The organism is Streptomyces sp. NPDC037271 (genome assembly GCF_055603605.1).
Genome location: NZ_JBVJVN010000027.1, coordinates 39,585 through 64,995, shown reverse-complemented (window position 1 = coordinate 64,995; position 25,411 = coordinate 39,585). Strand labels below are relative to the sequence as shown.

Annotated in this window: 28 protein-coding genes and 1 pseudogene; 11 read left to right on the top strand and 18 right to left on the bottom strand. The window is 69.3% G+C overall.

Annotated elements, in window-relative coordinates:
* Positions 1-109: 109 nt before the first annotated feature.
* The gene (locus ACZ7G3_RS31040) at positions 110-928 is read right to left on the bottom strand and encodes a hypothetical protein (protein ID WP_470929578.1); all 819 of its coding nucleotides are present in this window, start codon (positions 926-928) and stop codon (positions 110-112) included.
* Complete coding sequence (locus ACZ7G3_RS31035) at positions 925-1,467, bottom strand: SigE family RNA polymerase sigma factor (protein WP_470929576.1); 543 nt, start codon at positions 1,465-1,467, stop codon at positions 925-927. Before ACZ7G3_RS31035 ends, ACZ7G3_RS31040 begins: the two co-directional genes overlap by 4 nt.
* Here ACZ7G3_RS31035 and ACZ7G3_RS31030 point away from each other — a divergent pair.
* Together ACZ7G3_RS31030 and ACZ7G3_RS31025 are read left to right on the top strand one after the other, a co-directional pair.
* Positions 1,466-2,374: a recombinase family protein gene (locus ACZ7G3_RS31030; RefSeq protein WP_470929574.1), complete on the top strand. Its 909-nt coding sequence runs from the start codon at positions 1,466-1,468 to the stop codon at positions 2,372-2,374. The two genes, ACZ7G3_RS31035 and ACZ7G3_RS31030, sit on opposite strands and share 2 nt — an antisense overlap.
* 762 nt (positions 2,375-3,136) lie before the next feature.
* Positions 3,137-3,346, top strand: coding sequence for a hypothetical protein (locus ACZ7G3_RS31025; RefSeq protein WP_470929572.1), 210 nt, complete (start codon positions 3,137-3,139; stop codon positions 3,344-3,346).
* Positions 3,347-3,511: 165 nt separating this feature from the next.
* On the opposite strand, the gene ACZ7G3_RS31020 is transcribed toward ACZ7G3_RS31025, so the two are convergent.
* Positions 3,512-4,378: a helix-turn-helix transcriptional regulator gene (locus ACZ7G3_RS31020; protein ID WP_470929570.1), complete on the bottom strand. Its 867-nt coding sequence runs from the start codon at positions 4,376-4,378 to the stop codon at positions 3,512-3,514.
* A gap of 147 nt (positions 4,379-4,525) precedes the next feature.
* Here ACZ7G3_RS31020 and ACZ7G3_RS31015 point away from each other — a divergent pair, with 147 nt between their 5' ends.
* Positions 4,526-5,569 carry an SDR family NAD(P)-dependent oxidoreductase gene (locus ACZ7G3_RS31015; RefSeq protein ID WP_470929568.1) on the top strand — a complete coding sequence of 348 codons (1,044 nt, stop codon included), beginning with the start codon at positions 4,526-4,528 and terminating at the stop codon, positions 5,567-5,569.
* 162 nt (positions 5,570-5,731) lie between these two features.
* On the opposite strand, the gene ACZ7G3_RS31010 is transcribed toward ACZ7G3_RS31015, so the two are convergent.
* Positions 5,732-5,941 carry a hypothetical protein gene (locus tag ACZ7G3_RS31010; protein ID WP_470929566.1) on the bottom strand — a complete coding sequence of 70 codons (210 nt, stop codon included), beginning with the start codon at positions 5,939-5,941 and terminating at the stop codon, positions 5,732-5,734.
* Between the two features lie 203 nt (positions 5,942-6,144).
* Between ACZ7G3_RS31010 and ACZ7G3_RS31005 the strand changes: the two genes are divergently transcribed.
* The 3 genes from ACZ7G3_RS31005 to ACZ7G3_RS30995 all read left to right on the top strand — a co-directional run bounded on the left by ACZ7G3_RS31005 (position 6,145) and on the right by ACZ7G3_RS30995 (position 9,240).
* Complete coding sequence (locus ACZ7G3_RS31005) at positions 6,145-7,374, top strand: GH25 family lysozyme (RefSeq protein WP_470929564.1); 1,230 nt, start codon at positions 6,145-6,147, stop codon at positions 7,372-7,374.
* Between the two features lie 56 nt (positions 7,375-7,430).
* Positions 7,431-8,438 carry a peptidoglycan-binding domain-containing protein gene (locus tag ACZ7G3_RS31000; protein WP_470929562.1) on the top strand — a complete coding sequence of 336 codons (1,008 nt, stop codon included), beginning with the start codon at positions 7,431-7,433 and terminating at the stop codon, positions 8,436-8,438.
* A 367-nt stretch (positions 8,439-8,805) separates the two neighbouring features.
* The gene (locus ACZ7G3_RS30995) at positions 8,806-9,240 is read left to right on the top strand and encodes an Rrf2 family transcriptional regulator (RefSeq protein WP_470929560.1); all 435 of its coding nucleotides are present in this window, start codon (positions 8,806-8,808) and stop codon (positions 9,238-9,240) included.
* 71 nt (positions 9,241-9,311) lie between these two features.
* On the opposite strand, the gene ACZ7G3_RS30990 is transcribed toward ACZ7G3_RS30995, so the two are convergent.
* The 3 genes from ACZ7G3_RS30990 to ACZ7G3_RS30980 all read right to left on the bottom strand — a co-directional run bounded on the left by ACZ7G3_RS30990 (position 9,312) and on the right by ACZ7G3_RS30980 (position 11,888).
* Entirely contained in the window at positions 9,312-9,440 is a 129-nt protein-coding gene (locus ACZ7G3_RS30990) for a hypothetical protein (protein ID WP_470929558.1), read from the bottom strand.
* A gap of 130 nt (positions 9,441-9,570) precedes the next feature.
* Positions 9,571-10,728 carry a ParB/RepB/Spo0J family partition protein gene (locus tag ACZ7G3_RS30985; RefSeq protein ID WP_470929556.1) on the bottom strand — a complete coding sequence of 386 codons (1,158 nt, stop codon included), beginning with the start codon at positions 10,726-10,728 and terminating at the stop codon, positions 9,571-9,573.
* Positions 10,725-11,888 carry a ParA family protein gene (locus tag ACZ7G3_RS30980; RefSeq protein ID WP_426600694.1) on the bottom strand — a complete coding sequence of 388 codons (1,164 nt, stop codon included), beginning with the start codon at positions 11,886-11,888 and terminating at the stop codon, positions 10,725-10,727. The genes ACZ7G3_RS30985 and ACZ7G3_RS30980 overlap by 4 nt, the downstream gene beginning before the upstream one ends.
* A gap of 422 nt (positions 11,889-12,310) precedes the next feature.
* Here ACZ7G3_RS30980 and ACZ7G3_RS30975 point away from each other — a divergent pair, with 422 nt between their 5' ends.
* On the top strand, positions 12,311-12,958 hold the full coding sequence (locus ACZ7G3_RS30975) for a maleylpyruvate isomerase family mycothiol-dependent enzyme (protein ID WP_470929554.1): 648 nt from the start codon (positions 12,311-12,313) through the stop codon (positions 12,956-12,958).
* A gap of 604 nt (positions 12,959-13,562) precedes the next feature.
* On the opposite strand, the gene ACZ7G3_RS30970 is transcribed toward ACZ7G3_RS30975, so the two are convergent.
* The 6 genes from ACZ7G3_RS30970 to ACZ7G3_RS30945 form a co-directional block, all read right to left on the bottom strand.
* Positions 13,563-14,099, bottom strand: a complete 537-nt coding sequence (locus tag ACZ7G3_RS30970) for a hypothetical protein (protein WP_470929552.1) — start codon at positions 14,097-14,099, stop codon at positions 13,563-13,565.
* Between the two features lie 14 nt (positions 14,100-14,113).
* On the bottom strand, positions 14,114-14,770 hold the full coding sequence (locus tag ACZ7G3_RS30965) for a hypothetical protein (protein ID WP_470929550.1): 657 nt from the start codon (positions 14,768-14,770) through the stop codon (positions 14,114-14,116).
* A 908-nt stretch (positions 14,771-15,678) separates the two neighbouring features.
* Positions 15,679-16,539: a MerR family transcriptional regulator gene (locus ACZ7G3_RS30960; protein ID WP_470929548.1), complete on the bottom strand. Its 861-nt coding sequence runs from the start codon at positions 16,537-16,539 to the stop codon at positions 15,679-15,681.
* A gap of 50 nt (positions 16,540-16,589) precedes the next feature.
* Complete coding sequence (locus tag ACZ7G3_RS30955; protein ID WP_470929546.1) at positions 16,590-16,823, bottom strand: hypothetical protein; 234 nt, start codon at positions 16,821-16,823, stop codon at positions 16,590-16,592.
* A 91-nt stretch (positions 16,824-16,914) separates the two neighbouring features.
* Positions 16,915-17,961, bottom strand: coding sequence for a hypothetical protein (locus tag ACZ7G3_RS30950; RefSeq protein WP_470929545.1), 1,047 nt, complete (start codon positions 17,959-17,961; stop codon positions 16,915-16,917).
* Between the two features lie 263 nt (positions 17,962-18,224).
* Positions 18,225-18,680, bottom strand: a complete 456-nt coding sequence (locus ACZ7G3_RS30945; RefSeq protein ID WP_470929543.1) for a hypothetical protein — start codon at positions 18,678-18,680, stop codon at positions 18,225-18,227.
* A gap of 28 nt (positions 18,681-18,708) precedes the next feature.
* Between ACZ7G3_RS30945 and ACZ7G3_RS30940 the strand changes: the two genes are divergently transcribed.
* Positions 18,709-18,945 carry a hypothetical protein gene (locus tag ACZ7G3_RS30940; RefSeq protein WP_470929541.1) on the top strand — a complete coding sequence of 79 codons (237 nt, stop codon included), beginning with the start codon at positions 18,709-18,711 and terminating at the stop codon, positions 18,943-18,945.
* A gap of 165 nt (positions 18,946-19,110) precedes the next feature.
* Here ACZ7G3_RS30940 and ACZ7G3_RS30935 read toward each other — a convergent pair whose 3' ends face one another.
* Positions 19,111-19,488, bottom strand: a complete 378-nt coding sequence (locus ACZ7G3_RS30935; RefSeq protein WP_470929539.1) for a winged helix-turn-helix transcriptional regulator — start codon at positions 19,486-19,488, stop codon at positions 19,111-19,113.
* Positions 19,489-19,621: 133 nt separating this feature from the next.
* On the opposite strand from ACZ7G3_RS30935, the gene ACZ7G3_RS30930 reads away from it, so the two are divergent.
* The gene (locus ACZ7G3_RS30930; protein ID WP_470929537.1) at positions 19,622-20,497 is read left to right on the top strand and encodes an NAD(P)-dependent oxidoreductase; all 876 of its coding nucleotides are present in this window, start codon (positions 19,622-19,624) and stop codon (positions 20,495-20,497) included.
* Between the two features lie 192 nt (positions 20,498-20,689).
* Here ACZ7G3_RS30930 and ACZ7G3_RS30925 read toward each other — a convergent pair whose 3' ends face one another.
* The 4 genes from ACZ7G3_RS30925 to ACZ7G3_RS30910 form a co-directional block, all read right to left on the bottom strand.
* Positions 20,690-21,403 carry an SAM-dependent methyltransferase gene (locus ACZ7G3_RS30925; protein ID WP_470929535.1) on the bottom strand — a complete coding sequence of 238 codons (714 nt, stop codon included), beginning with the start codon at positions 21,401-21,403 and terminating at the stop codon, positions 20,690-20,692.
* Between the two features lie 115 nt (positions 21,404-21,518).
* Entirely contained in the window at positions 21,519-21,731 is a 213-nt protein-coding gene (locus ACZ7G3_RS30920; protein WP_470929533.1) for a hypothetical protein, read from the bottom strand.
* 613 nt (positions 21,732-22,344) lie between these two features.
* Positions 22,345-23,097 carry a phosphotransferase family protein gene (locus ACZ7G3_RS30915; protein WP_470929531.1) on the bottom strand — a complete coding sequence of 251 codons (753 nt, stop codon included), beginning with the start codon at positions 23,095-23,097 and terminating at the stop codon, positions 22,345-22,347.
* Between the two features lie 362 nt (positions 23,098-23,459).
* The gene (locus ACZ7G3_RS30910) at positions 23,460-24,332 is read right to left on the bottom strand and encodes an aldo/keto reductase family oxidoreductase (RefSeq protein WP_470929529.1); all 873 of its coding nucleotides are present in this window, start codon (positions 24,330-24,332) and stop codon (positions 23,460-23,462) included.
* 165 nt (positions 24,333-24,497) lie between these two features.
* Here ACZ7G3_RS30910 and ACZ7G3_RS30905 point away from each other — a divergent pair, with 165 nt between their 5' ends.
* Positions 24,498-24,935, top strand: coding sequence for a winged helix-turn-helix transcriptional regulator (locus tag ACZ7G3_RS30905; protein WP_470929646.1), 438 nt, complete (start codon positions 24,498-24,500; stop codon positions 24,933-24,935).
* A gap of 27 nt (positions 24,936-24,962) precedes the next feature.
* A pseudogene (locus tag ACZ7G3_RS30900) lies at positions 24,963-25,352 on the top strand (histidine phosphatase family protein); the annotation flags it as partial.
* Between the last annotated feature and the right edge of the window lie 59 nt (positions 25,353-25,411).

Genomic DNA, 25,411 nt, shown 5'->3' with positions numbered 1-25,411 from the left:
CCCTTCTCGATGTCCTGGTGCATAGGAACGACGCACTTCGTAACGTGGTGCCCGTCGGGGTTGTTGCCGTGGTTTTTCTGCCCCTCGGGGCGTTGGTCTCCCGCTTGATCTACTTCGTGACCTTGATCCCCTCCAACTCGGTGGACTTCGGCGCCAGGATGGCGAACCAGTCGTAGGGGGAGTGCTTGAGGCTGTGGATGACCGGAACGTCGGCGTTCGCCTCGGTGTCCGCGGACGTACGGCCGACCTTGGTAGACGTGCCGTCCTTCCAGGTGCAGGTGACCTCCCGGGCGGTCTTGGCGACCTGGCCAAACACCAGGCGCGCGGTGGCCGTGCCGTTCCCTGGGAGCAGCGGGAGCGAGACCGTCCCGTGCTCGCCGCCGGTCAGGACGTCGTCCTCGGGTAGCACCAGGTTCCCGATCTCAGTGGTCTTCGCCTCTTCACCGGTGACCCGGTGCACGAAGTGCGCGACCTTGCCCACCAGTTCGGAGGCTGTGGAGACGTCCGGGTGCTCGCCGAACTTCGCCATGGCCGCCAGGGTGGCCTGGGCCTCCGCCGTGTCCGCCGGAGCCTTCCACACGTCGATGTACACCCTCCACGGCACTCCCGCGTCGGTGCCGCTCGCCAGGGTCGTCCGCATGTGCGGCTCGGATGCCTCCGCGCTGGCGACCGGCTGGCTCGCCGACGACACCCCCCGTTCCCCGTCACCGGACAGCCCGTTCAGTGCCAGAGCCCCCGTGGAGCCGGCCACGACCAGGGTGGTGGTCGCCACGACTGCCCAGCGACGGGCCCTGCGGCGGCGGCCGCCGCGAATCAGCGCCTGGGCGGGGGCTGTGCCGATCCTCACCTCGTCGGCGGCTTCGGCCAGCAGGAAGGCGATGTCGTGCTGTGTCATGTTGTGGCTCGTCTCCCAGTCCGCGCTCTTCACGTTCGTCCTCCCTGCGTCACTTTCTCCGCCAGTCCCGAAACGGCGCGCAGCTTCGCGATCCCCTTGGCTGCGTTGCTCTTCACCGTGCCGACCGAACAGCCCATCGCCTCGGCCGTCTGTGTCTCCGTGAGGTCCTCCCAGTAACGTAGGACTACTGCTTCCCGCTGCCGTGCCGGCAATTGGGCCAGCGCCTTCAGCAGCGTGTGACGGTCGTCGGCCTGGGCGATCCGGTCACCGGTGTCGGCCACCTCGTGTGTCAGGCCCGCGTCCCCGCTCCTGGGCAACAGGAACTCCCGCAGCTTCCTTCGATATCTGCGGGCATGCGCGTTGATCATCACTCGTCGCACATACGCCTCAGGGGCGTCGGCCAAGGCGACCCTGTGCCAGGCCACATAGACCTGCTCCAGCGTCGACTGGACCAGATCCTCCGCAGCGTGCTGCTCACCCGTGAGCAGAAATGCCGTGCGCATCAGGCGCGGCCAGCTACCGACGACGAAATCGTGGAACTCTCGGTCCCCGCCCTGCTTTCGAACCCCCATGAGCACCTCCCTCCTAGATGTTCAAAAGAGTCCATACGAAGCCGAGACCGTTGCCTCACCACGGAATCTTCTTCCGCTTCGCACAAACGATCGTTTGCCCGAGCAGGATCAATCACGAGTCGCCGGACCCGCACGGATCCCGGATTCAGTCTCAGAACCCGTTCTCACCCAGAAGCGGGTCGACCCTCGGGCAGGAACTCGACACCCAACTCGACGCGCTCGCGGGGCACGGCATCCCCAGGGACAAGATCTTCAGCCAGAAGATCAGCACCCGAGTCCGCGTACGGCCGAAGTTCGAGGAGGCACGGAGGACCGCACGGGAGGTCAAAGCGCACGCCCCGCACTGCCGGGTCATCTTCACCGCGTACGAGATGAAGCGCTCGGCCGCGACGCCGCCGAACCCACCGCGCTCGCCGACCCCCTCACCGCCCACGGCCCAATCCTGGAGACGCTCGCCAGGCCCCTGCCCGGCATCTACGACCCCACCGGGCCCGGCAAGCTGCTGTTCACGTTCTTCGCCGCGATGGCGGAGACCGAGCCGGAGAACACCCGGGAGTCCACGCTCGAAGGGCTCGACACCGCGGCACACAAGGCCAAGCACGACGGCCGGCCGCCCGTCATCACCGACGACATGCTCCACACCGTGCTCCACCGCCGCCCGGGCGGCGAGTCCGTCGAGCAGATCCAGCCCGACCTGATCACCCCCACCGGCAAGCGCGAGGGACAGAACCCCTCGGTGGCCAGCATCTACCGGACGCTCGCCGAGCACGCCAAGTCCGAGGCGTACCCCGAAGCCGTCGAGCAGGCTCACGCCGACATTGCGGCCCTCACCGGCCCCGAAGTTCCAGAAGCCCGTACGGAAACCAAGGCCTGGAAGGCGGGAGCCGGCTACCCGCGAGCCCGGTGACCTTGGCCAGGAAGGCGGCGTTCGCGGCCACGTCGTGACCGAGGACGACCGAGTGGTGCGGCAGCTCCGCCAGGCGCTGGGCGACGTTCTCGCGGGCGGCCACGGTGCCGCCGCCGAGGGCCAGGGCAGGACGTCCACGCCACCCCGCTCGTTGGACCGGACGAACACGCGGTCGTTGGCGAGGAGGCCGAGGCGGTGGCGGGAGGCCAGGGCGAGAGCGGTCGTCGTCTTGCCCGCGCCTTGCCGCCGAAGGTGAGGACCGTGCGCCCCGTCCTGGGCGACGGCGGAGGCGTGCAGCACGGCCCAACCGTCCCGCAGCAGCAGGCCCCGCACCATCTCCCGGGCCAGGCGGGCGGTCACCGTGGCGACGTCCTCGGTGCGGCAGCCGACGACGTCCAGCCGCGGCACCCTCGGCTCCGACCGGTAGGCGAGCGCGCTCTCCGGCGACACGGCCCGGACCACTCCCCCGGACGCGTCCGCCGCAAGGAGCAGTTGGGACCGCGCGTACGTGGTGCGGTCGAGGTAGTCCAGGGAACGGAACTTTTTCAACTCGTGAACCCCGTTGGGGCAGACCCATCTTCATGGTCTACGAGCCGCTCACCTGCATAGACGCCCCTTGCGGGACCACGATCCGACGGGCACGCTTCTGTGACGGGCATTCAGCCCGACCGCGTAGCGGGACCTCCCGCCCCTCAAAGCCTGGCCGGGCAACAGAGCGGCAGATCCCCACGCGGGCCACCACACCAGAAAGGGTGACCAGTCATGCACGACGACACTAGCAAGACCGGCAGCGACGACAAGCAGGACGAGCCGGAGAACCGCAAGCAGGACGAGCCGGAGACCCGCAAGCAGCGGGCCCGCCGGCGAATTCGGGAGTGGCAGATCCGGCAGCACCTCGCCCGCGGCCTGGCCTACGGCGTCGGCTCCGGCGCCGTGAGCCTGCTCGTCGTCTGGGTGCAGACCCGGTACTGACGCCGGACTCCGGGCGGGCCCCTTTTCCGGGCGTTGGGGGCGGCATGGGGAGCAGTGCCGTGAGCCTGCTTGTCATGTGGTGGCACTCGGTGGAACGCCGGAGTGATTCGGCGTCAGCGGTGAGGTCGCCCGTCCGGCGTGGCGAGTCCGCCCAGCAGCCGCCGGTCAGGGGAGCGCGGTGGCGGTACGGCCGCCTGTGACGCGAAGAAGGTCCAGTTTCCCCGCGTCGATGCTTCCGCTCGCTGCCGTGTAGGTGACCATGCGCAGGTCTGCGCCGGGGACGATGAGGACGTCGCAGTCGAGCAGGATGTCGCCGATCTCCGGATGCCGGATCGTCTTGCGGTCCGTCGTGTGCTGGGCGGCGGCCGTCTGCGTGGCCCAGTGCTGGGCGAACGCATCGGATACTTCTCGCAGTTCCCGCACGAGACGATCGAGCTGGGTGTCCCGGGGATAGCGGGACACGGCGTCCTTGAGGTCGGCGACGATCGACTCCGCGAAGGCGTCCTGTCCGCGCTCGGATCGGACGGGAAGCATCGAGGCGTGTGCGGCGCCGTCGCCGAAGAGTGCACGGGCGAGGTTCCGTTCGGCGGCCGGGAGGGCGGCGGGGTCGCCGTGCAGGGCGCTCCACGTGGTGTTCCACCACACCAGGGTCCAGTCGGCGGTGAACACCCCGATCGGTACGTCGCCCAGGCGCGCGGCGAGCCGTTGGATGCCCGGGGGCACATGGGTGCTGACCGTCCCGTCCTGGGGCGGCAGGAGCCCGGCGCTTCGGTACAGCTGGTCGCGCTCGGCGTGGGAGAGCTGAAGGGCCCGGCCGAGGGCGCCGACGACCTGGGCCGAGGGATGCTTCGCGCGTCCCTGTTCCAGGCGCAGGACGTAGTCGACGGAGAGCCCGGCCAGCTGTGCGAGCTCCTCACGGCGCAGTCCCGGGGCACGACGGCCGTCCGTCGTCGTGAAGCCGGCGTCGGCCGGGGACAGCCGGTCGCGCCAGGCGCGCAGGAGGGCGGCGAAATCGGAGCGGGGGGAGGCCATGGGGTCATTCTCGCCGCGCTGCGCCGGATGAGCCTGGGTACTGCCAGTCCTAGTGACGGGGACGGCACTGGCCGGCGGTGGCGCCACCGGCGAACGTGGCGATGCGCCCGAGCCGGGCCCATCGTCCGACCAGTTGAGGAGCCTTCCATGCAGCACACCATCGTGATGACGGGCGCGAGCCGCGGGATCGGCCGCGTCGCCGCGGAGCACATCCTGCGCCGGTCTCCGGACGCGCACCTCCTGGTCGTGGCCCGCGGCTCCTCCGGCGCGCGGCTCGCCGCGGAGCTCGGCGCGGGCGGGCACCCGGTCTCGCACGTCTCGGCGGACCTCGGCTCGCTGGCCGCCGTCCGCTCGGCCGCCGACGAGATCCGCGCCCGGCTCGACCGCGCCGACCTGCCGCCGCTGCGCGGCTTCGTGGGCAACGCCGGCATGCAGTACACGAACGCGCTGACCGAGGGACCCGACGGGTTCGAGGCCACCTTCGCCGTCAACGTGCTCGCCAACCACCTGTTCGTCCGACTGCTCCAGGACCGTTTCACCGCTCCCGCCCGGATCGTGATCACCGCCAGCGACACCCACTTCGGCGACTTCAAGCACAACATGGGCATGGTGCCCGGCCCGGCCTGGACGACCCCGGACGTCCTCGCCCGCACGGGCGCCTTCCCCAAGCCGGACACCGCGGCCGGCGGGCGTACCGCGTACTCGACGAGCAAGCTGGCCACGATCTACCTGGTTCACGAGTACGCGCGCCGGCTGCCGGCCGGGATCGACGCCGTCGCCTACAACCCGGGGTTCGTTCCCGGCACCGGCCTCGCCCGCAACGCAGGACCCGTCTCCCGGTTCGCGATGCGCCGCATCATGCCGGTGATGACCCTCACCCCGTTCGCCACCAGCCGCAGCGCCGCGGGCCGCTGCCTCGCCGACGTCGTCCTCGGCACGATCCACGCACCGACCGGCTCCTACGTCGACCGCAGCCGTGCGGCCCGCTCCTCGCAGGAGTCCTACGACCCGCAGCGCGAAGGCGAGCTCTGGGAGGCCGCCGAGCGGTTCACCGCGGCACACGCAGCCAGGGCGGACACGTTCCCGGGCGACGTGACCAGGACAGGCGACGTGACCAGGACAGGCGACGTGACCAGGACAGGCGACGTGACCAGGACAGGCGACGTGACCAGGACAACACCAGCGTCCTGACCTTCCGGCTGAGCAAGAGAGCTGCCCGTGCCCGACCGGTGTGCCTGCCGGCCTGTCTGAGCGCGAGGGCGTGTGCGAAGGGGTCGTCTCCGGGGAAACTCACGGACGCGGCCCGTTCGAGGCGGTGGTGGAGGACCTCGTAGAGCTCTCCGAGCGTGACGGTCATGAGGCGGCCCCGCCACTGTCCTGCCGGACGGTCACGAGGAGTTCCGTGGCGGCTGCCGCGTGGCCGGCCACGCGGTTGAGCCGCTCCGCGTCGTCCGCGCATTCCGGTACGGAAGCCAGCCGTCGCAACGCCGCTCCGACATGGCGCAGCAGCGCCCCGAGTTCGTGTCGTGCCGCGTTCGCGTGCTGGTCACACTCCACGCCCATTAATGCACCGTCCCTTGCTTGCCCGCGCATAGCCGCAGGTCAGCGACGTGCATAAGGCGTCATCCATGAATGAATCAGCTGACCGGCCGGAAGTGCAGGAGCCGCCCCGGAAGTCGGGGCAGGGTTGAGCCATCCCCCACTCGGTCGTTCGACCACTTCTTTCCGCGCCTTCATGGCCTCTCGAAGGAGATCCGCCTGTGTCCATGCGCCCTTCACGCGCCCTGCGGCTGGCAGCGATCGGTATCGCCACCGCCTCCCTCACGAGCGGCGCGCTGCTGACCACCGCACCCCAGAGCGCCGCCGCGCCGCCGAGCTCGTACACCGTCAAGGGCGTCGACACCAGCCACCACAACCACGACGCGACGGGGAAGGGCATCGACTGGAAACGTGTCGCCCAGAAGAACGCATTCGCCTTCCTGAAGGCGACGCAGGGCTCCCGCTACAAGGACCCCTGGTTCGCACGTGACTTCAAGGCCGTTTCCGCGACGCCGCTGCTGCGGGCCCCGTACCACTTCTTCGACCCGAAGAGCCCCCGGGACGGCGCCGCCCAGGCCGACCACTTCATCCGCACCGCACGCGCCGCCGGATACAGCGGGACGAAGGCGGGAGAACTGCCCCCGGTGCTCGACGTCGAGAGCGTGCGGGTGAACGGGAAGGAGGTGTGCCCCAAGGCCCTGCGCGCCGGCCAGCTCGACGTCTTCCTGAAGCGGGTGAAGACGGCGTTCAAGGTGACGCCCATCGTCTACACCCGCGCCTCGTTCGTGAACGACTGCATGGGAGGCAAGGGGCAGGTCTTCAAGGACTATCCGCTGTGGCTCGCCCGGTACGGCAGTGGCGCCCGCGAACCGCAGCCCGTACCGGGAGCCGGCTCCTGGACGTTCTGGCAGTACACCGAGAGCGAGCGCGTCCCCGGCATGCCGGGCGCCAGGAACACCGTGGGCACCGCCGACCGGAACGTCTACCGCGGCACCCTCGCCCAGCTGCGCGCCATGGCCAACCTCGGCAGCACGCCTACTCCCCCTCAGCCGGAGGCGTCCTGGCCCACGGTGAAGTCGGGGCAGCGCGGTGTCGACGTGACCACCGTGCAGCTGCTGCTGACGGCCCGCGGCCACGCGACCAAGGCGGACGGCGTCTTCGGGGCCGGGACGGCGGCGAAGGTCAAGGCCTTCCAGAAGACACAGCGCCTGAAGGCCGACGGAGTCGTCGGCCGGGCGACATGGACCCGGCTCGTCGTCACCGTCAAGACCGGCTCGAAGGGCGCGGCGGTCAAGGCCCTCCAGCACCAGCTCACCGCCAACGGCCACACCGTCAACACCGACGGCAGCTTCGGCGCGGCAACCACCACCGCGGTCAAGGCCTTCCAGAAGACACACCGCCTGCCTGCCGACGGCATCGTCGGCCGGGCCACCTGGGCTGCCCTGGTGGCCCGATGAAGCCCTCAGCCACGCCCTACCGGAAAAACTTCGTCCATAACGTAAGGAAGCACACCATGCGTACCGCGACACACAGGATCCGTCTCATCGCCTCCGCGGCCCTGCTCACCACCGCCCTCTCGACCGGTGCCGCGGCGACAGCCTCGCCCCATGCACCAGCCTCCGCAGCCACGGCCGTGGCACCCGCGGCCGTGGCACCCGCAGCCGCCGCTCAGGCGTCCTGGCCCACGGTGAAGTCGGGGCAGCGCGGTGTCGACGTGACCACCGTGCAGCTGCTGCTGACGGCCCGCGGCCACGCGACCAAGGCGGACGGCGTCTTCGGGGCGGGCACTGCGGCCAAGGTCAAGGCCTTCCAGAAGACACAGCGCCTGAAGGCCGACGGAGTCGTCGGCCGGGCGACATGGACCCGGCTCGTCGTCACCGTCAAGACCGGCTCGAAGGGCGCGGCGGTCAAGGCCCTCCAGCACCAGCTCACCGCCAACGGCCACACCGTCAACACCGACGGCGTCTTCGGTGCCGGGACGGCAGCGAAGGTCAAGGCCTTCCAGAAGGCACACCGCCTGAAGGCCGACGGCATCGCCGGCCCGGCCACCTGGGCCGCGCTCGTCCGCGGAGGTGGCAGCGGTGGCGGGAGCGGCACGCCCGGAGGCGGCGGAAAGCTCAGCGACGCCCAGGCGTCGGCCAAGCTGAAGGCGGCCGGTATCAGCCGCGTCTCCAGCGGGAACTGCACCGACCGCAACCGCAGGAACTGCACCAGCCTGCAGGGCATCCGTGTCGGTACCGTCAACGGCGTCATCTCCCTGAAGAAGAAGAGCGGCTGCAAGGTCGTCGTCACCGGCGGTACGGAAACCGGCCACGCCGGTGGTAAGTACAGCCACTGGAACGGCTACAAGATCGACATCAGCCACACCCCCTGCGTCACCAACTACATCCAGAGCCACGCCAAGAAGCACCACAAGCGCGGCGACGGCGCCTGGGTGTGGCGCGTGACGTCCGGCGGCAAGACGGTTGTCGACTACGCCGACGAGCGCCGGGCGAACCACTGGGACATCACGTACTACTGACCGCCGAACGGGACCCGCCGCTGTAGCCGGGCGTGTCGGCTCCCGGGTCCGGCGGCGGAGGGAGGGGAGGCTCCCGGTGGCCGCCGGCGCAGGCGGGGAGCCTCCTGTGCGGCCTGAAGGCGTGCAGCGTGTGGTTCCGCTCGGCGCCCGGATGCAGCGGCGTCGCAGCTCGGTCGCGGCTCCCAGTCCGCGCGATCCCCCGGTGACCAGGGCAACCTTGCCCATGAGTGGCTTGCTCATTCTTCTCACCTCGTTGATTGACCTTCCCGCCTGTCGCAACATTAATTGTTACGACAGGCGGTTGCGACCTTAACTGTTACGAATGAACTGTCGTAACATGTAGCGTTGCGGCCGGGAGGAGGAGCCCATGAGCGCCAACAGCAGGCTGACCATCGCCGCCCACGCGCTGGCCTGGATCGGCCTCTACCAGCGCCAGGGCCATGAGGTCGCCACCTCCGAGCAGATCGCGACCAGCGCGAACACCAACCCGGTGGTGATCAGACGGCTGCTCGGCGAGCTGCGCAGGGCCGGGCTCGTGGAGTCCCGGCGGGGCGTGGGCGCGGGCTGGTCGCTGGCGCGCGAGCTGGGGTCGATGACCCTGCTCGACGTGTACGAGGCAGTGGAACCCGGCCCGCTGTTCGCGATGCACCGCACCACGCCGGACCAGGGATGCGTGGTGGGTCACGGCATCCAGCCGGTAATGCGGAGCATCTACGAGGGCATCGAGGAGACCCTGAGACACGAGCTGGCCCGCGTCACGCTCGAGAACGTACTCCGGGACGTACTCGCGGCACCTCGCTAGCCTCCCCGTGATGCCCTGACAGCACCAGAATCCCCATCCATGCCCAGGCCGGCGGGCAGCCCGGCAACCAGTCACGCCGAAGACCGGTGCGGTATCAGGCCGTGTCCTGCGAGCTCGTACGAGCTCGTAATGGGCAGTGCGTCGAGCCGGATGTCGTTCTCGTGGGCACCGAGGAGGTCGGCGAGCTCCCGGCTGGTCATGCCCGTGCTGCGGAGGCGGGGGCCCACCCACGGGTTCCGGCCGCCCGCTTCACGGCAGTCGCCCCATGGCCCCGCTCGCTCCCGCTCCCCTGTCACAGGGGAAGGCGATCGGGACCATGGGGCAGCTCTGCTATCGGGCTCCCAGCTCGGCCAGCAGGGCCTCGTACTCGTCCGGGTACTGCTCCCGCAGGATGTCCAGCCACATCCGGGCCCCTTGAACGAACGTCTCGTGCTTCATCTTCTGGTGGAGATGGCGAACGCAGTAGAAGGCGTCGTCGTAAGGGAGCCGCTTCGGCTGCGCCGGCTGCGCCGCTTCGGCGTGCGCCGTCCCGGGTTCGACCGAGCTGGTGCGGGGTTCCGGGATGGACTCGGGAGCCTGCTCACGCCCGGTGGGCGGCGTGGGGAGGCCGGGCCGAAGCGAAGCGGCAGGCGAAGTGGCCGGGGGAGCGGCTGGGGGAGCGGCCGGGGCTGGGGGAGCAGCCGGGCCGGTGGACGCCTCCGGGATTATCACGCCGTGATAATCGGCGGGTCCCGCTGAACGCTCGACGACCTCGCGCGCCGCCTGAGCCTCCGCCTTGATACGGGCCGCTTCCGCCCGTTGGTCGGCCTTGGCCTTCTGCTCCTCGGCGGACAGCCTGCCGAGGTTGCGGACGTGCTCCACCTTCCGCGTTCCGGTCACCAGGTCCTTCTGGAGCTCGGGAGTGAGCTTCAGCAGGGACAGCTTGCTGGAGATCGTGTTCTGCGGGATGCCCAGCCGCTTGGCCGCCTTGGTCTGGGAACCGTAGTAGTCGACCAGGGCCTTGAGGGCGTGGGCCTCCTCCAGGTCCGTCATGTCGTCGCGGTGGTAGTTCGCGACGAAGGCGGCCTCGAGGAGGGCTTCGTCGGTGGCGACCCGTCCGTTGTCGACGCGGACCGGGATGGTGGCCATTCCGACGCGGCGAGCGGCCTCGAGGCGCCGGTGGCCGTCGACGACGATGTACTTCGCTCCGTCGTCGAGGTCATGGGAGCGATCCGACCGGTTGCGCAGGTAGGCATCGACCGTGGCAACGGCGATGGGGATGATGATGCCGACCTCGCGGACGCTCTGCACCGTGTCGTCGAGGTTGCGCAGGTGATTGCGCGGGTTGTCGGGGTTGTCGCTGATGAGGGTGACCGGCAGCTCGGTGATGGCCGCCGTGGTCGACTCCTCACCTGCGATGGTCTGGTCGATGAGGTTCCGTCGGGAGGACCGGGCGCCGCGGGCCGCGCCGAACGCGGGTGCCGATCCCAAGGTGTCGGCCTTGCTCACCGGGTGGCTCCCCTCGCTACTTGCCGCATGGCTTCCGCCTGGTCGCTGTGGGGCGCGTAGGACAGCAGCGGCATCCGCTTGCGGACCGCTTCGCGCTGTTCCTTCAGGTCACCGATGACGGCGAGGACCTTCGGGTCGCCGAGCGACTTCCAGTTGTCCAGGGACGAGGTGGCGACGTAACCGCGGCGGGAGTCGTACAGGTTGACGACCAGGCCGAGGTAGTCGATCTCGAGGGAGAGGTCTTCGCAGAGGTCTTCGATCTGCTGGGCGAGCATGCCGTAGGCGGTGGCGGAGGAGTCCTCGGCGAGTACGGGGATGACGACCCCGGAGCCGCCGGCGGCTTCGCCTCGGCGTCGGCGCCCGTAGTAGAGGGCGGCGTCCATGGCGATACCGAGGCTGGGCGGGCAGTCGACGATGATGACGTCGTAGTCGGCTTCCAGGGGGCGCAGGGCCAGCTCGAGCGCGGCCTCCTTCTGGAACCCGCGCTTCTGCGTGGCCACGACGGCGATCTTCGCGTCGAGGAGGAAGCCGTCGAAGCAGGCGGGCAGTACATGCAGACGCTTTCCGAACCGCGGATCCTCTATCTCCACGACGAGGTCGCGCAGATCTCCTCCGCCGTCGCCACACATGTGGGAGACCAGGCTGTCGTGGTCGGGTTCGATCTGCGGGACTCCGAGCTGTTCGCTGAGGTGGCCCTGCGGGTCGAAGTCGACGACGAGGACGCGCTTGCCCGCCTCGGCGTAGGCCTCACCGATACCGGCGGAGATGGCCGTCTTGCCGACCCCGCCCTTCTGGTTGCCGACGATCTTCCGTTCGGGCTCGGTTCCGCGAGCGCCGTGCCGGGGGGAGGGGTTCGCGTCGAGCCAGTCACGGACCGACTGGGCAAGGCCCTGGGTGTAGGAGACGCCACGGGCGGTGCAGGTCTCCTTGAACTGCTCGTACAACCCTGGCGGAAGCCATGTGGAGAACGACTTCGCACCAGCGGTGTCCACTTCGGCGCCGCCGCTCGTACTGCCGCGCCAGTCGTTGATGGCCGCCTCGACGGCGTCCTGGATGTCCAGGCTGAGTTCGGCGGCGCGGACCTTGAGTGCTTGCTGGAGCGCGGAGGGCAGCTTGGACGCTACCTTTTCCCGGTCTCCGTCGGGGTATGGGAAAGCCATGACGTCAGCATACTGACTTCTGTAGGTGTGTTGGCACCCGCTGTGCAGGTTCTGACGGGGTTTCACCCGTTGGGCGTCCGGAACGTCCGGAGAGCATCCGAGACACCTCGCCCACGGCGACCCGGCTCCTGGCCCGCCTGGACCATCTGGACCATCTGGACCATCTGGACCGTCTGGTCGCTCGTCTCGGGCACCCCTGGCTGGCCATGACGCCTTCGGCGAAGGCGCGACGGCCGTGTTCCGTTCGTCCGCCTGCCGGTGCCGTGGCCCGATCGTGTGGTCGTGTGGTCGTGTGGAGATCACGCGGAAGGCGGCGCGGGACGTGGTGGCGCAGGTGGAGGGGTGCTTTTCGCGATGAGTTTTGCGGTGATCGTGAGTCTGTGTCTCTACGAGGGCAACAAGCCGATCATCGAGGAGAGACGATGGCCATGGGAAATCCCGAGCGTGTCAGAGATGTATGGCCGATCGTGCACGCGGAGCGTGCGGCACTGGTCCGCGACCTTGAGGGTCTCGATGACAAGCAGTGGGAGCAGCCGTCACTGTGCGAGGAGTGGACGGTGCATGACGTCGTTGCCCACCTGGTCGACTCGGCCCGCACGACGCGTCTCGGCTTCGTGGTCGGCCTGGCCCGGGCACGGTTCGACTTCCACCGCCAGAACGCTGACGGTGTGACGCGCCAGCGCGGTGCCTCACCGCTGGAGACGTTGGCGCGGCTTCGTCAGGTGACCTCGCGGACGTCGACCCCTCCGGCGCCCCTTGACAGCCGGATCGCCGAGGTGGTCGTCCACGGTGAGGACATCCGCCGCCCGTTGGGACTCACCCGCCTCTATCCCCGGGATGCCGTCGTCAGAGCGCTTCGCCTGCAGTCTCACACCCCGGTGTCTTTCGGCGGCGCCAAGGAACTCGTGGCCCCTCTCCGCCTCACGGCAACCGACGCCGATGTATCGATGGGCGATGGTCCGGAAGTGACCGGGCCTGCGCTTTCACTGCTTCTCGCAATCATGGGACGGCGGGTGGCGCTCAACGACCTGGACGGCCGGGGAGTGGGTGCGCTGAGGCAGCCGACCTGACGATCCGCCACCCGCTTCTCACCGAGAAGACCCGTCGCTGGGCACGGCATCGACGTGGTGGGCCTTCACTGCGGCGGGACAGACGGGCGTCCGAGCAGATGGGCGTCCGAGCAGATGGGCGCCCGACGCGGATTATCACGCCGTGATAATTGCCGTCCGACGCGCGCCGCGCCGCGCCCCGTGCAACACGACGACCGCTGCCGCTGCCGCTGCGTCCTGGTCCGCGGCGTCTCACCACCACACAGCGGTGTGCTGCGAAGTGCTGAGCATCTGCTGCCGTTCCTACGGACGGGAATGAACATGGGGTGGACAGGAAGCCCACCGGGGGGAGCACCCGGGGGAGTCCGCCGGGAGGAGTCCACCGGGGGAGCACCTCGGCCGGATTATCACGCCGTGATACCTGCTGGCGCTGCCTCGTTCCTCCAGCGGCCAGTGCCAGGCGAGCGTGCAGGGTGCGCGCCAGGTCGTACGCGGTGTGCGCGAAGGTCAAGAGATCGGTCCTCTGTGGTGCGGACGCCAGTGAGACGGTAAGCTTTCTCCGGAAACCTAGACACATTGAGGCCCCCGCTCCGGCGGGGGCCTCAATGTTGTGCCGGTTGGCAGCTCAGGAACGGGACGGCCTTCGGCGTGACCGGCTGCGCGCCGTCGAAAGGCTCAGTACCTCTGCGGACTCGTTGTCCGCGGGCTTGGCCGACACCGTTTTGGAGTGACCGGGCGAGCTCCTGCGGCCCAGACGCTTCTCCTTCTTCTCCTTCTCGGCCTGGGCGACGGCAGCGTCGTAACGCTCTTGGTAGTCGTCAACGTCGAGACGGTCGGCGGGGTCGAGCGTCCCGATCGCCTCCAGGTGCTCGGGAACGCTGCGTGCGCCGCTGATCATCGGGTTGAGAAGGTAGATGCCCTTGGCCTGGCGGAACACGAGCTTGGAGAGGATCAGGGCTTGCAGGCCCCTCCCCACCATGGAGCGGTGCACGTCCAGGGCCTCGGCCAACTCCTCTTCAGTGACCAGGCAGCGCCCTCCCGGCTCCTGGGTCCCGATGAGCCTGAAGAGCACTCGGTAGGCAATCCCTGGCATCGCCGGCATGTAGGCGAAACCGTTGAAAGTGCCGTACGTCAGCTCCGGCGGTTCCGGGTTGGCAGACACCGCAGTCCTCATCCTCACGCCTCCGGCTTCTTCTTCGTACGCGCACGCTTGCGCGTCCTTGACGATGGTTTGGGCAAGCTCGCACCAGGAAGAGCCATGCCTCTGAACTCCTCCGGGACGGCTGGGTCGAGCACAAGCTCGTTGAGCAGGCTCAGCTGTTCCACCTGGACTTTGGCGCTCTTGGCCGCCGCCCCCCTGACCGGCTTCTCGATCAGTCGGTAGCCTCCCCGAAGAGTCACCGCGGGCTGAAGCTGGATCGACCCCTTCTTCGGCGAGTACGCCAGCCCCAGCCTCTTCAGTTTGGTCTGGGCCCGTGACACCTGCGCGGGATCCATGTCCAGCTCGGCCGCGATCTCGCTCTGCTTGAGCTCGACAGCTCCTCCGACTTCCTGACTCCCCATCATGTAGAGCAGTACGCACAGGGTCACGTTGTCGCCCCTGAAGTACCTGGCTGCCCAGCGCAGGAACTCCAGGCTGTCCTGGGCGAAGTACTTGCCGATGAAGTCGCCGGCGGTGACCGGGGGCTTGACTTGCGCCGTGTGGCCGACGGGCAACTCGACGAGGTTCTTCCTCGGACCGAGATTCCGGGCGTAGGGGCTGTTGGGACTCGGTGCGCGAGGTGGAGACGTGCCAGGGACCCTGCGAGGGCCCTCGTGAGGCTGTGCTGCCATGGCGCTGCGTGCTCCTCAAGATCGAAACCTAGACGCACGGCACAGTAGTGATTGCGCAGATAGATAGCAACGACGCGACCTATCTGCGCGTTACGCGTGTCGAACATGATTCCTGAGTCATGTTCACGGCGACTCGGACACCTTCCGCGAGATTGCGCATCTAGGTCGCAATGAATACGGAGAACCTTGACGCCCGGCACAACTTCCGCAAGCCCAAAATGACTTGGGAGTCATCTTCCGAGAGTCCGCCATGCCCTCTGACCTGGGGCGATGCAAACGTCTCTAATATCTATAAGGTGCGGCTCCGTGCATGGCGCGCCCTTCTGCGGTTCATGTCGAGCGTCGCCTGTTCGACAGCGTCACGTTGCTGAGGGCCTGTGGCACCAGGGAAAGCCCTTCGGCCAACAGCCCTTCTCCGTCCGGTACTTGCAGCACTCCGCCTGCCCCTTCGACCTGCACCACCGAAAGCAAGCCACAGCGCTGCCTGCAGTCGAGGGGCCAGGCGCGCGTGTGTCTCAGCAACCTGGTTCCGGTCCCAGCCACGCTTCCGTCTTGAAGGCCCCGACACCTCGGTCGGCCGCCTGCGGCGAGTTACCACCCCGTCGGGGCACCGCAAGCCCGCCAGGGCTGAGGAGCTACCGACCCTGGGCGACTGTCAACCGTTTCTACTTCGAGGTTCGTCAGGACAAGCAGGGCGTGCAGGAGGCGGGTTGCATGGGCGGGTTCGGTACGGAGCTTGGTGAGGGTCCCCGCCAGTTCTTGAGGTGGGCGATGCCGTGCTCGTCCTGCGCGCGTCCAAGGACGAGGACGCGGTTGGCGTCCTTGAGCCGCCGGGAGCACCGGGGTTACGCTCGCGCCCCACCAATCCGGGCTGCTCTTGCCCGGCTCGCTCCGGGCGCCGATTCCACTCAGCAGGTCCGTGGGTCCCTGTCTGCGTCCTGATCGGCCGAGTGGCACAGTTCCATGACACGTTCCTCGTAGCGGACGCGGGCCGGGGAGAAGTCGTACGGCATCTTGCCGAGGGCTTCCATCACACTCATCCTTGCCCCGTCCTCTTCCTCGCCGGCGTGCTCGTCCTCCTGGTCGAGGAGGACGTCGAGGGCCTCTTCCAGGCCGGATCTTTCGATAGCGGCTGCCAGGGCGGTCTCGTGATCACATCGCTGGACAGCCAGGTCTTCGATGCGAGGGTCGTCGGGGGACATGGTGTCGTCCAGGGCCGCCTCGGCCTCGGCCAGTCGGTCCTCCTCGGCCCGCAGCTCGTGGTGGGTGGCCAGGACGATGAACCGGTCGGCCTGGATAGCGGCGCCCAGGGGGCCGAAGACGCGCTCCGTGACCAGGAGGCTATCGAGGTCGGCGGAGCGCAGGGACCCGGGCGGCAGATCGCGCAGGCGGCCGGTGACCAACGGTGAGAGCAGGCCCAGGGGGCTGCCCACCTCACGGAGCCGGTGCACGGCGGCCCGCTGAGCCTCGATGACGGCCGCCTGGGAAGCGAGGGACTCCTCCAGACGGGCCAGGGACTGCTCGATGCCGGTGGTGCCCTTGAAGGCGGCGTGGATGTCATCCAGGGAGATACCCGCATCGGCCATCCTGCGGATCCACAGCAGGCGGATCATGTCGTCGTATCCGTAGCGGCGGCGGTCATCGCTGCCGCGTTCCGGTTCGGGGAGGAGCCCGATGGCATGGTAGTGGCGGATGGCGCGGGGTGTGGTCCCGGCGAACGCGGCGGCATCGCCGATCTTGACCCGGCGGGGAATCGCAGGAAGGAACATGCGCGGGAACCTTTCGATGTCGTGCTCGCCGCCTACTGGACCACATGCCGCTACGGCACATGCAAACCCCGCTGCCGTAGCGCGCCCCGCGCTTCCGCACCATCAAGGTCGTACGGACCGCTGCACGGGCGGAGAAAACCGCTCATCCGCTCAAGGCCCTTCTCGGCAAGGGCGAGTTCATCGCACTTGGCCCGGACCTCCGCCAGCTGATGGGCCAGCTGTTCTTCGAGTTCGTCCAGTTCCGCATGGCGCGCGGTAATCCGCTCCAGCAGTTCGGGATCCACACACCGGATCGTAGAAGGCCGTCCGCTCGCCGAGGGCTCAGGAGATCTCCTGCCAGGGCGGTATCGGGAGGCACTTGGTGAAAGCTGCTGGTCATGCCGCAGATACGGAACGGGTCCGGAGCCAGTACGAGCGGGTAGCGGCAATCAGCGCGACCCCGTAGACGGCGAACGCGACCATGCCGATCCAGGCGACCAGCAGCGCATCGCTCGAGGACGGGAAGTCGCCGCGCCGCATGGTGACCACACCGGCCGTGGCCAGGGTCGCGTAGCCGACCCCGAACACCCCGTACGGAGCCAGGGTGGCGGCACCGATGAAGGCCGGGGTGAGGGGAAGCCAGCGGGGGACCTGCCGGCCGCGCAGCCACAGTGTCCAACGGGGGAAGACCTGGCCCCACGGGCGGACCAGGCCCCACAGCAGGAAGACGCCGAGCGCGGCCAGCAGCACGGTGGCGTCCAGGCCCCAGGACTCCAGGGTGAGCCAGATTCCCGACGCGCCGTTGCGCTCGGAGATCGCGAGCATCTCCTCTCCGGCAACCCCGGCGAAGGTACCGCCCGACGCCCAGACGAGCTTCATCGCCACGTAGGGGAGAAAGGCCACCGTCCCCGCGCAAGCGGCGAGTTGAACCGTCCTGGAGCCGGCCGACGGGGCTGCCGCGACGGCCTCGTCGGTCCCGTCGGCCCCTGCGGACCGGTAGCGGACGGGCCGGGCAGTGGCCGCGAGGAGCAGGACCCCGGCGGCGGCCAGAGCGTGGTTCGCAGCGGCCACCCCGCTGTCCACTCCCTGACCGAATACCAGGGTGATGACGTCCATCAGCAGCCCGAACGCGGCGATCCCGGCCAGCACGCAGGCCACCCACAGCAGCACACGCAACATCGGTCGCAGCCCTGACCGGAGCACCGCACCACAAGCCACCGCCGCCAGCGATCCCACCGCCACGACCCCCCAGCCCAGCGCGGAAGGTCCCGGGGCTTCGCCCAGGTAGAACAGCGGCGTCCCGCTCAACGCGCATGCCAGGCCGAAGCAGGCATAGACCACCGCCCACACCATGGCGGCCCGGCCCACCCAGCACGGCCCCCACGTGCGCCAAGGCGCCCTCGTCGCCCACGTCGTCCATGTCGTCCATGTCGTACGGTCCATGCACCGAACATCGCACCGACCTCAGCGGCACGACATCTACCGCCAGAACGATCCGCCTCCCCCTGTCGGGTGAGCGACCTCCTGTACGTCGCACCGGCCTGTTCCAGGCACCTTCCGGAAGGCGCCGACGCCCGACCCGCGACACTTGCCGGGGGCCGTGCTGCTCCAGTGGTCCTCGGTCGGACCGCCGGAGCAGCACCACGGGCCGGATTATCACGCCGTGATACTTGCTTGGGCTCGGCAGATCCGTGGCTGCTGGGAACTCAGGCGTTCCTGCCGACGGTTGGGGCGTCGTCATGGAGTTGGCTGCTCAACCGCCGCCTCTTCCTGGAGTCTCCCTGGAGCACGTATGCGGAGCCGCTGCCGGAGACGGCGATGATGGCGGGGTGAATCCCCGCGACCTCGAACTCACGCTTGCCGCCGCTCGCGCGGTCGGCCCTTGCCCGCCCGGCGAGGAGGCCGCCTGGACCGAGCAGGTACGCGCCCGGGCGGTCCACCTCTACACCCTCGCCGACACGGTCGGGTAAGACCTCCAGCGGCTCGACTCCGCGAAGCAGTTCACGGCGACCCTGCTGTCGGTGCACGTCGAGGCCACCAGCACCCGAGGCATCCTCGTTCTGCGCAACACGTCCGGCGAACTCGAGCGCCTGCGCACCGATCGTGGGGACAGCGAAGCCGGCCGGGCGATGACCGAGCGCGCCCGGGCCCTGGTCGGGCACCGGCTGCGGGTACCGGCTCAACGAGCAGATGGCCTCCGACGCCAGGCTTCAGGTCCGTACCGTCGTCCACCTCGCCGACTACGGACCGGACACCGACCCGATCCACGAGAACAGCGCGAAGGAGAACGTGCTGGCCGCCGCCGAGGGCGACAAGGAGTCCGCCCGCCGAGCCTGGCTCGAGGCCGGTCTTCCCGACACCGGCTCGGTGTCCGTACGTCAGCTTGCTGAGGCCCTGGCTCAGCTGCCCGCCGCTGACACGCCGTAGCGCGTGCCTCGCCCGGCCGGCAGCCCCTTTCGGCCGTGCCATCGCCGGGTGCCGGAAAGTCATGTTCGGCGCGGCACGGCTCCGTCCTGCCCCGGCCTACATGTCGAAGATGGCGGAGACGCTGTGACGGAGCACCCCGGGAGCAGGACGGCTCAAGGCCCGCTTCTATCGCCGAACTGTCGCGCCAACGTCGCCGGAGACCCTTTCCGCCCCGATCCGTCGCATGCGTTCGGTGCCCCATTCTCCCAAGGAGGCCAGGGCCGCGTTGAGCGAGACGCCGTGCTCCGTCAAGGAGTACTCGACCTTCGGCGGCACCTCGCGGTACACCTCGCGATGTACGAGCCCGTCTTCTTCCATCTCGCGCAGGTGCTGAATCAGCATCTTCTCGCTGACACCGGGCAGACCGCGGCGAAGCTCGGCGAACCGGCGGGTCCCGTGGTGCTGCAGCTCCCAGAGGATGAGCGACTTCCACTTCCCGGCGACCACGTCCATCGCCGCGTCGATGCCACAGAAATAGGGGCCACGTCGCGCTGCAGTCGCCATCCGCCCTCCAAGGGGTGCTCCAAGGGATGCTTACTCACAGGTGAGTACCTGACTAATTAGTCCGTACTGGTCAACCCTACTGGCTGCGGAGAAGATCGAACGGAAGGAACGAACACGAGGGAGAGCGCCGGAAATGACAACTGACAACAGCGTCCAGGTGAGTGTTCTCGGGCTGGGGGCGATGGGCAGCGCTCTCGCGGACGCCCTGGTGAAGGCCGGCTACGCGACCACATGCTGGAACCGCTCACCGGGGAAGGCGGACCACCTCGTCGCGCAGGGGGCCAAGGCCGCCGACACGGCCGGCGACGCGGTCCGGGCCGGCCGAGTGGTGATCGCATGCCTGCTGGACCACGCGTCGGTCCACGAGGTGCTCGATCCGCTCTCCGGCGAACTGGCCGGACGAACCCTGGTCAACGTGACGACGACGTCACCCGCTCAGTCACGGGAGATGGCCGACTGGGCCGCCCAAGCCGGAATCGCGTATCTGGACGGCGGCATCATGGCCGTACCGCACATGATCGGCCGGCCCGGGGCATCGGTCCTCTACAGCGGATCAGCCGAGGTGTTCGATCAGTACAAGCCGCTGCTCGACCTGTGGGGAACCAGCAGCTACTTCGGTGAGGACGCCGGGCTGGCGTCCCTGTACGACCTCGCCCTGCTCGCGGGCATGTACGTCATGTTCGCCGGATTCATGCACGGCGCCGCCATGGTCGCCCCGGCCGGCGTGACGGCGACGGAGTTCGCCGCGCACGCCACACCTTGGCTGACCGCCATGACCGGCGGCTTCGAAGGATTCGCCGCAGTCATCGACGGCGGGGACTACACCGTCGAAGGGCAACAGAGCCTCCGGTTCTCCGACCTCACTGACATCCTGGCCGCCAGTTCCGACCAAGGCATCAGCACCGAGGTCGTCACCATGGTCCAGCGGCTCATCCAGCGTCAGATCGATGCAGGCCATGGGGAGGAAGGCTTCGCCCGGATCATCGAGAGCATCAAGCAGCCGGGCTGACAAGTCATCTCGATCGTCGTCCGTGCCGGTGAGTCCGCGGCAGCGGACGGGGGTGCGGCAGCGGACGAGGGTGCGGATCAGGGCGCGGATCAGGGTGCGGATCAGGGTGCGGGCGATGCCGGGGTAGGCCGGGAGGTGGCCGGCCTTGCCTTCGTGGCGTCGGTGGAGGCGTCGGCATCCGGCGATCGGCGGTCAGGCCTGCCGGCCCGTGCGGAACGCGGTCACCAGGAGTGTGCCGGCGGCGCGGGGCCCGGCCCCGCCGGGAAGTGTCTCGGTGCCGATCCGGATAAACCCGGCCTCGTCGAGGAGCTTGGTCCACACCTGTTCCTGGAGGACCCAGCGGCGCATGGTGGCCGCCCCGCCCTCCGGCGTCTTCGCACTGATCTCGGTGTGCTCCACGCCGGCGTGGGCGGGCTCGCCGCCGAGGTGGTGGGCGAGGGTGGAGAACACGAGACGGCCGCCGGGGCGCAGCGCGGTGGCAGCCGCCGGGAGCAGCGTGCGGGGCTCGGTGAAGTCCACGGCGCCGAAGACGCTGTAGAGGACGTCGTAGGTGCCGGCCGTCGCGTGCAGGTGCCGCGTCACTTCGGAGTGGACCAGGCGCAGCCGTGAAGCGAGGTGGCCGTGGCCGTAAAGGTCTTCGGCCATGGCGTGCTGGGCGGGTGAGGAGTCGACGGCGACGATGCGGGCGGGCCGGTGGTGGACGGCCAGGTGGGCGGCGTGCCGGGCGGCACCGGCGCCGAGGTCGCCGACGTGGCGTCCGGTGATGTCGCCGAGGGTTTCGGCTCCGGGACCGCTGTCCTGGCCCCAGCTCCAGAAGAAGCGGTCGGGCACGATGCGGTCGGTGGCGTGACGGGTGCGGCCGTAGTGGTGCCAGAGGTCTGCGGTGGGGATGGTCACCCTGCTCATCCTGGGGGGCGCCGCCGGCCGGCGGGGCGGTTCGGGGGAATCCCGCCCGGGGGTGTGCCGAGGGGCCCCGGCCGGGCGGCCGGGGGCCCAGGTCATCGTGCCGGGTCAGTGGGAGTCACTGCCCGGCTGGCAGGGGCCGCACCTGGCGGCGTCCGCCCACAGCGGCAGGCCGACCTCCCCAGCCGTCCGCGGCGAGCAGGTCCGCCGTGCGCAGGACCGAGCCGTCGTCCTTGACGTCGACCTCGGGCACGTGGTGGAGGCAGTGCCCGCCGTTGAAGCGCTCGCACAGCTCGAAGTAGCCGACCGTGTCGAGGATGACGGTGTGCACGCCGACGTCGACGAGCGTGCTCGGGGCGAGCCCGAGGCCTTCGCCCGCCCCGGTGCCGCATCGCGGTCAGCAGGTAGGCGTAGCCCGGGCCGAGGACCCGGGCCGAGGACCCTGGCCGCCATGACGGAGTCGTAGGGGTGGTCCCGCATGAGGAGTCCGACCTGCTTGTCCCACAGGGCGGGCGGCACGACCTCGCGGGCGGACCGGGCCGTGCCGGTCGTCGGGTCGGTGGCCACAGGGGGTGCGGCGACGGTTGCCATGTTGCCTCCGGTGGACGGTGCCCCGCGGTTCGGGGCGAGGCGTCAGCACACCGCGACGGCCGGTCGCCCGGTGGTCATCTGCCGGACGGCGCAACGGTTTCGCACGAGGTGCAAGCGGTCTCGACGCAGGTCCGCAGCCCCCTTACCGTGGGACGCCCCCGGTAGTGCGGCGTGGGAGGGTCCAGTGCCCGGAGACCCGCTCTGGAACAGCACGACGGCACGGCAGTTGTCCGCGCAGCGACGTCCCGGAGCCCTGATCCAAGGGCAGGCGAACGCCCAGGGGATGGCCTGCTCGATGCCTCGGAACGCATGCGCGGCAGTCGGGCCCGCGCGGCAGTCGGGCCCGCGCAGCCTCACATACGGGATCTCAGCACGTCGACCTCACAGCCCGGCGCGAACGGGTCGAAGCCGTGCTCGACCAGCCAGCGAACCGCCAGCAGGCTTCGCAACGACCACCACGCGTGGATCACATCGAGGTCGATGTCGATGTCGGTGCCGTAGCCGGCGACGACGTCGTCGAGGTGCTCCTCGTGCCCGAGCGTGAAGGTGGCGAGGTCGTACAGGGCATCACCCTGGCCCGCCTCGGACCAGTCGATGATGCCCGTGACGTCGTCGCCGTCGACGAAGACGTGCGCGATCTGCAGGTCGCCGTGCGTGAACGCCGGAGTCCACGGCCGGAGCGCGGCCTCGGCGACCTGGCGGTTGCGGGTGACCAGGTCGGCGGGCAGGAGGCCGTTCGTCACGAGCAGCTCGCACTCGTCGCCGAGTTCCGCCTCCAGCGCGACGATGCTCCGGCCGGCCCGGCCGGGCCGGGGCGGCAGCGGCGCGTCGTGCAGCTTCCGGATGGCGGCGCCCGCCGCGGCCCACGCCGCCGACGACCCGGTCGACGGCCCGCCCAGGCGCCCAAGCGTCGTCCCCGGGAGTGCGGCGATCGCGAGCACGGGCGGCTTGCGCCACAGGACCTCCGGGGTCGGGACCGGTGCGAGGGACATCGCCTCGACCTCGACGTCGATGCGCGCCTGGTCGGCGTCCACCTTCAGGAACACGTCGCCGACGCGCAGGGTCGCGCGCTCGGAATGGGCGACAACGACTTCGACCTCGTCCATGGGCGACCAGTATCCCGGGGGGGGCGATCGCCGACGTCGCCGAAGCCGTGGATGCGGTCTGGCCGGAGCCCCGCGAGCGCGGGCGAAGCCGGCCTCAGGGGTGGTGTCGTGCGACGTCGAGGTCTTCCGGACGGGCTCGGTGTAGGAACCTCCTTCCTCGGGAGACCCCGACGCCTACCCGGCCACCGACGCGGGGTGAGCTGCCACCGCCGGTGTGACACAGGTTCCTGATGATCCGAAGTCAGCCGGATGAGGGGCGAATCGTCCTGCTTCGGCCCTGGTCACGCGAAGGCGACCGGGGCCGAGACGTGAACGGTGGCTTCGGTCGTGGCTTGTGGGCCGGCCGTTCTGCTCCGGGGCATTCAGCGGCCGATGTCGTCCAGCTCGGTCAAGTCCTCATGAGAGAGGGAGAGTTCCGCGCCGGTGATGTTCTCGCGCAGGTGAGCTGTCGATGAGGTGCCGGCGATGAGCAGGATGTTCGGTGATCGCCGCAGCAGCCAGGCCAGTGCGACGGACATCGGTGTCGCCTCCAGTCGAGCGGCTACCGCCGAGAGCGCCGAGGACTGGAGCGGGGTAAAGCCCCCGAGGGGGAAGAAGGGCACGTACGCGACGCCTTCGGTGGCGAGCCGGTCGATGAGCTTGTCGTCGTGGCGGTGGGCGAGGTTGTACATGTTCTGCACGCACACGATCGGCGCGATGCTCTGTGCCTCGGTGACCTGTTCCTCGGTGGCGTTGCTGACCCCGAGGTGGCGGATCAGGCCCTGCTGCTGAAGTTCCACGAGCGTCTCGAACGCCTCGGCGAGCGAGCCGGGCTGAGGACCTTCGGCGTTGCCGAGCCGGAGGTTGACCAGGTCGAGTACGTCGAGCCGGAGGGACGTGAGATTGTCGTGGACCTGGCGGCGCAGATCCTCGGGTCGCCGGGCCACGGGCCAGCCACCCTGTTCGTCGCGGGTCGCGCCCACCTTGGTCACGATGTGCAGCGACTCGGGATAGGGGTGCAGCGCCTCGCGGATCAACTCGTTGGTGACGCGTGGTCCGTAGGCGTCGCTGGTGTCGATGTGTGTGATACCGAGGTCGACCGCTTCACGCAGAACGGCCAGGGCACCCTCGCGATCGGCGGGCGGCCCCATGACCCACGGGCCGGCCAGTTGCATGGCGCCGTAGCCGAACCGGGTGACGGTCAGGTCACCCAGAGGCCAGGTGCCGCCGGGAAGAGAGAGGGAGGGGGTGCTCATTCTGTTGCCTTTCGTCGTGCACTTGGGGGTTGGCTGGGGGGTGTGGCTGGGGGGTGGCGTCTGCTGCCTCCCTGACTCAGCATTGGAGAGAAACTTCCTGCCGGGAAGTAGGCACTTGGAAGTGCGTAACCCACCCATCGGTGAGAGGTGCGATCAGTGACGACGATGAAGGCGGCCCAGAAGAGGGCTCAGGCCAAGGTGGAGTACAACGCGTTCCTGGCAGGGTGCCCCAGCCGGCAGCTGCTCGACCGAATCTCGGACAAGTGGGTCGTCCTGATCCTCTGTGCGCTGGGTGGCGACACCAGCCCTGGCGAGCCCGGTGCAGCACGCGCAGACGCTCCGAAGGCGATGCGTTACTCCGAGATCTCCCGTCTTCTGGCCGGGGTCAGCCAGAAGATGCTGACCCAGACGCTACGGTCGCTGGAGCACGACGGTCTGCTCACCCGTACCGTGAAGCCAACCGTCCCGGTCACCGTCTCCTACGAGCTGACCGACCTCGGCCTCTCGCTCCACCACATGACGCGCGGGCTCAGGAACTGGGCGCAGACGCACATGGCCGAGGTCCTCGCCAACCGCGAGAACCACGACGCCCGCACCTCCTGACGCCTCACATCCAACCGTTCAGCAGCTCTGCGTTCCCGGCCCTGCCCACCCTCAACTGCGAAGAGCCGGCATGCCTCGCAGCTGACGCCCGCCGGCGTCCGTGCGGCGGTCTCCCTCGCCCAGGCGTCGCGGGCCCGGATCCCGGAGGGCGCCGAGGCGGAGCTGTTCTCCTCGGAGCTGCAGCGCACCCGGCGGACGGCCGATGAGGTGGCCGACGAGGTGGCCGAGCTGTTCGGCGTGAAGCCGGTCCTGGATCGCAGGCTGGGGGAGAGGGAGTCCTACGGCGAGGCGGGAGGAAGGCCGCAGGAGTGGCTCGACCGGCGCTTCCTCCCACCGCCGGCTGTCCCCACCGAGCGCTCCCCTGGCCGAAGCGGCCTGGAAGCTGCAGGGACAGCGGGAAGTGTCACCGGCCGGGCTCAACGAGTTCTGCCCGAGTGGGGTCTCACCTCGCGGCGCAGCGGAAGCTGCCCGCGTCG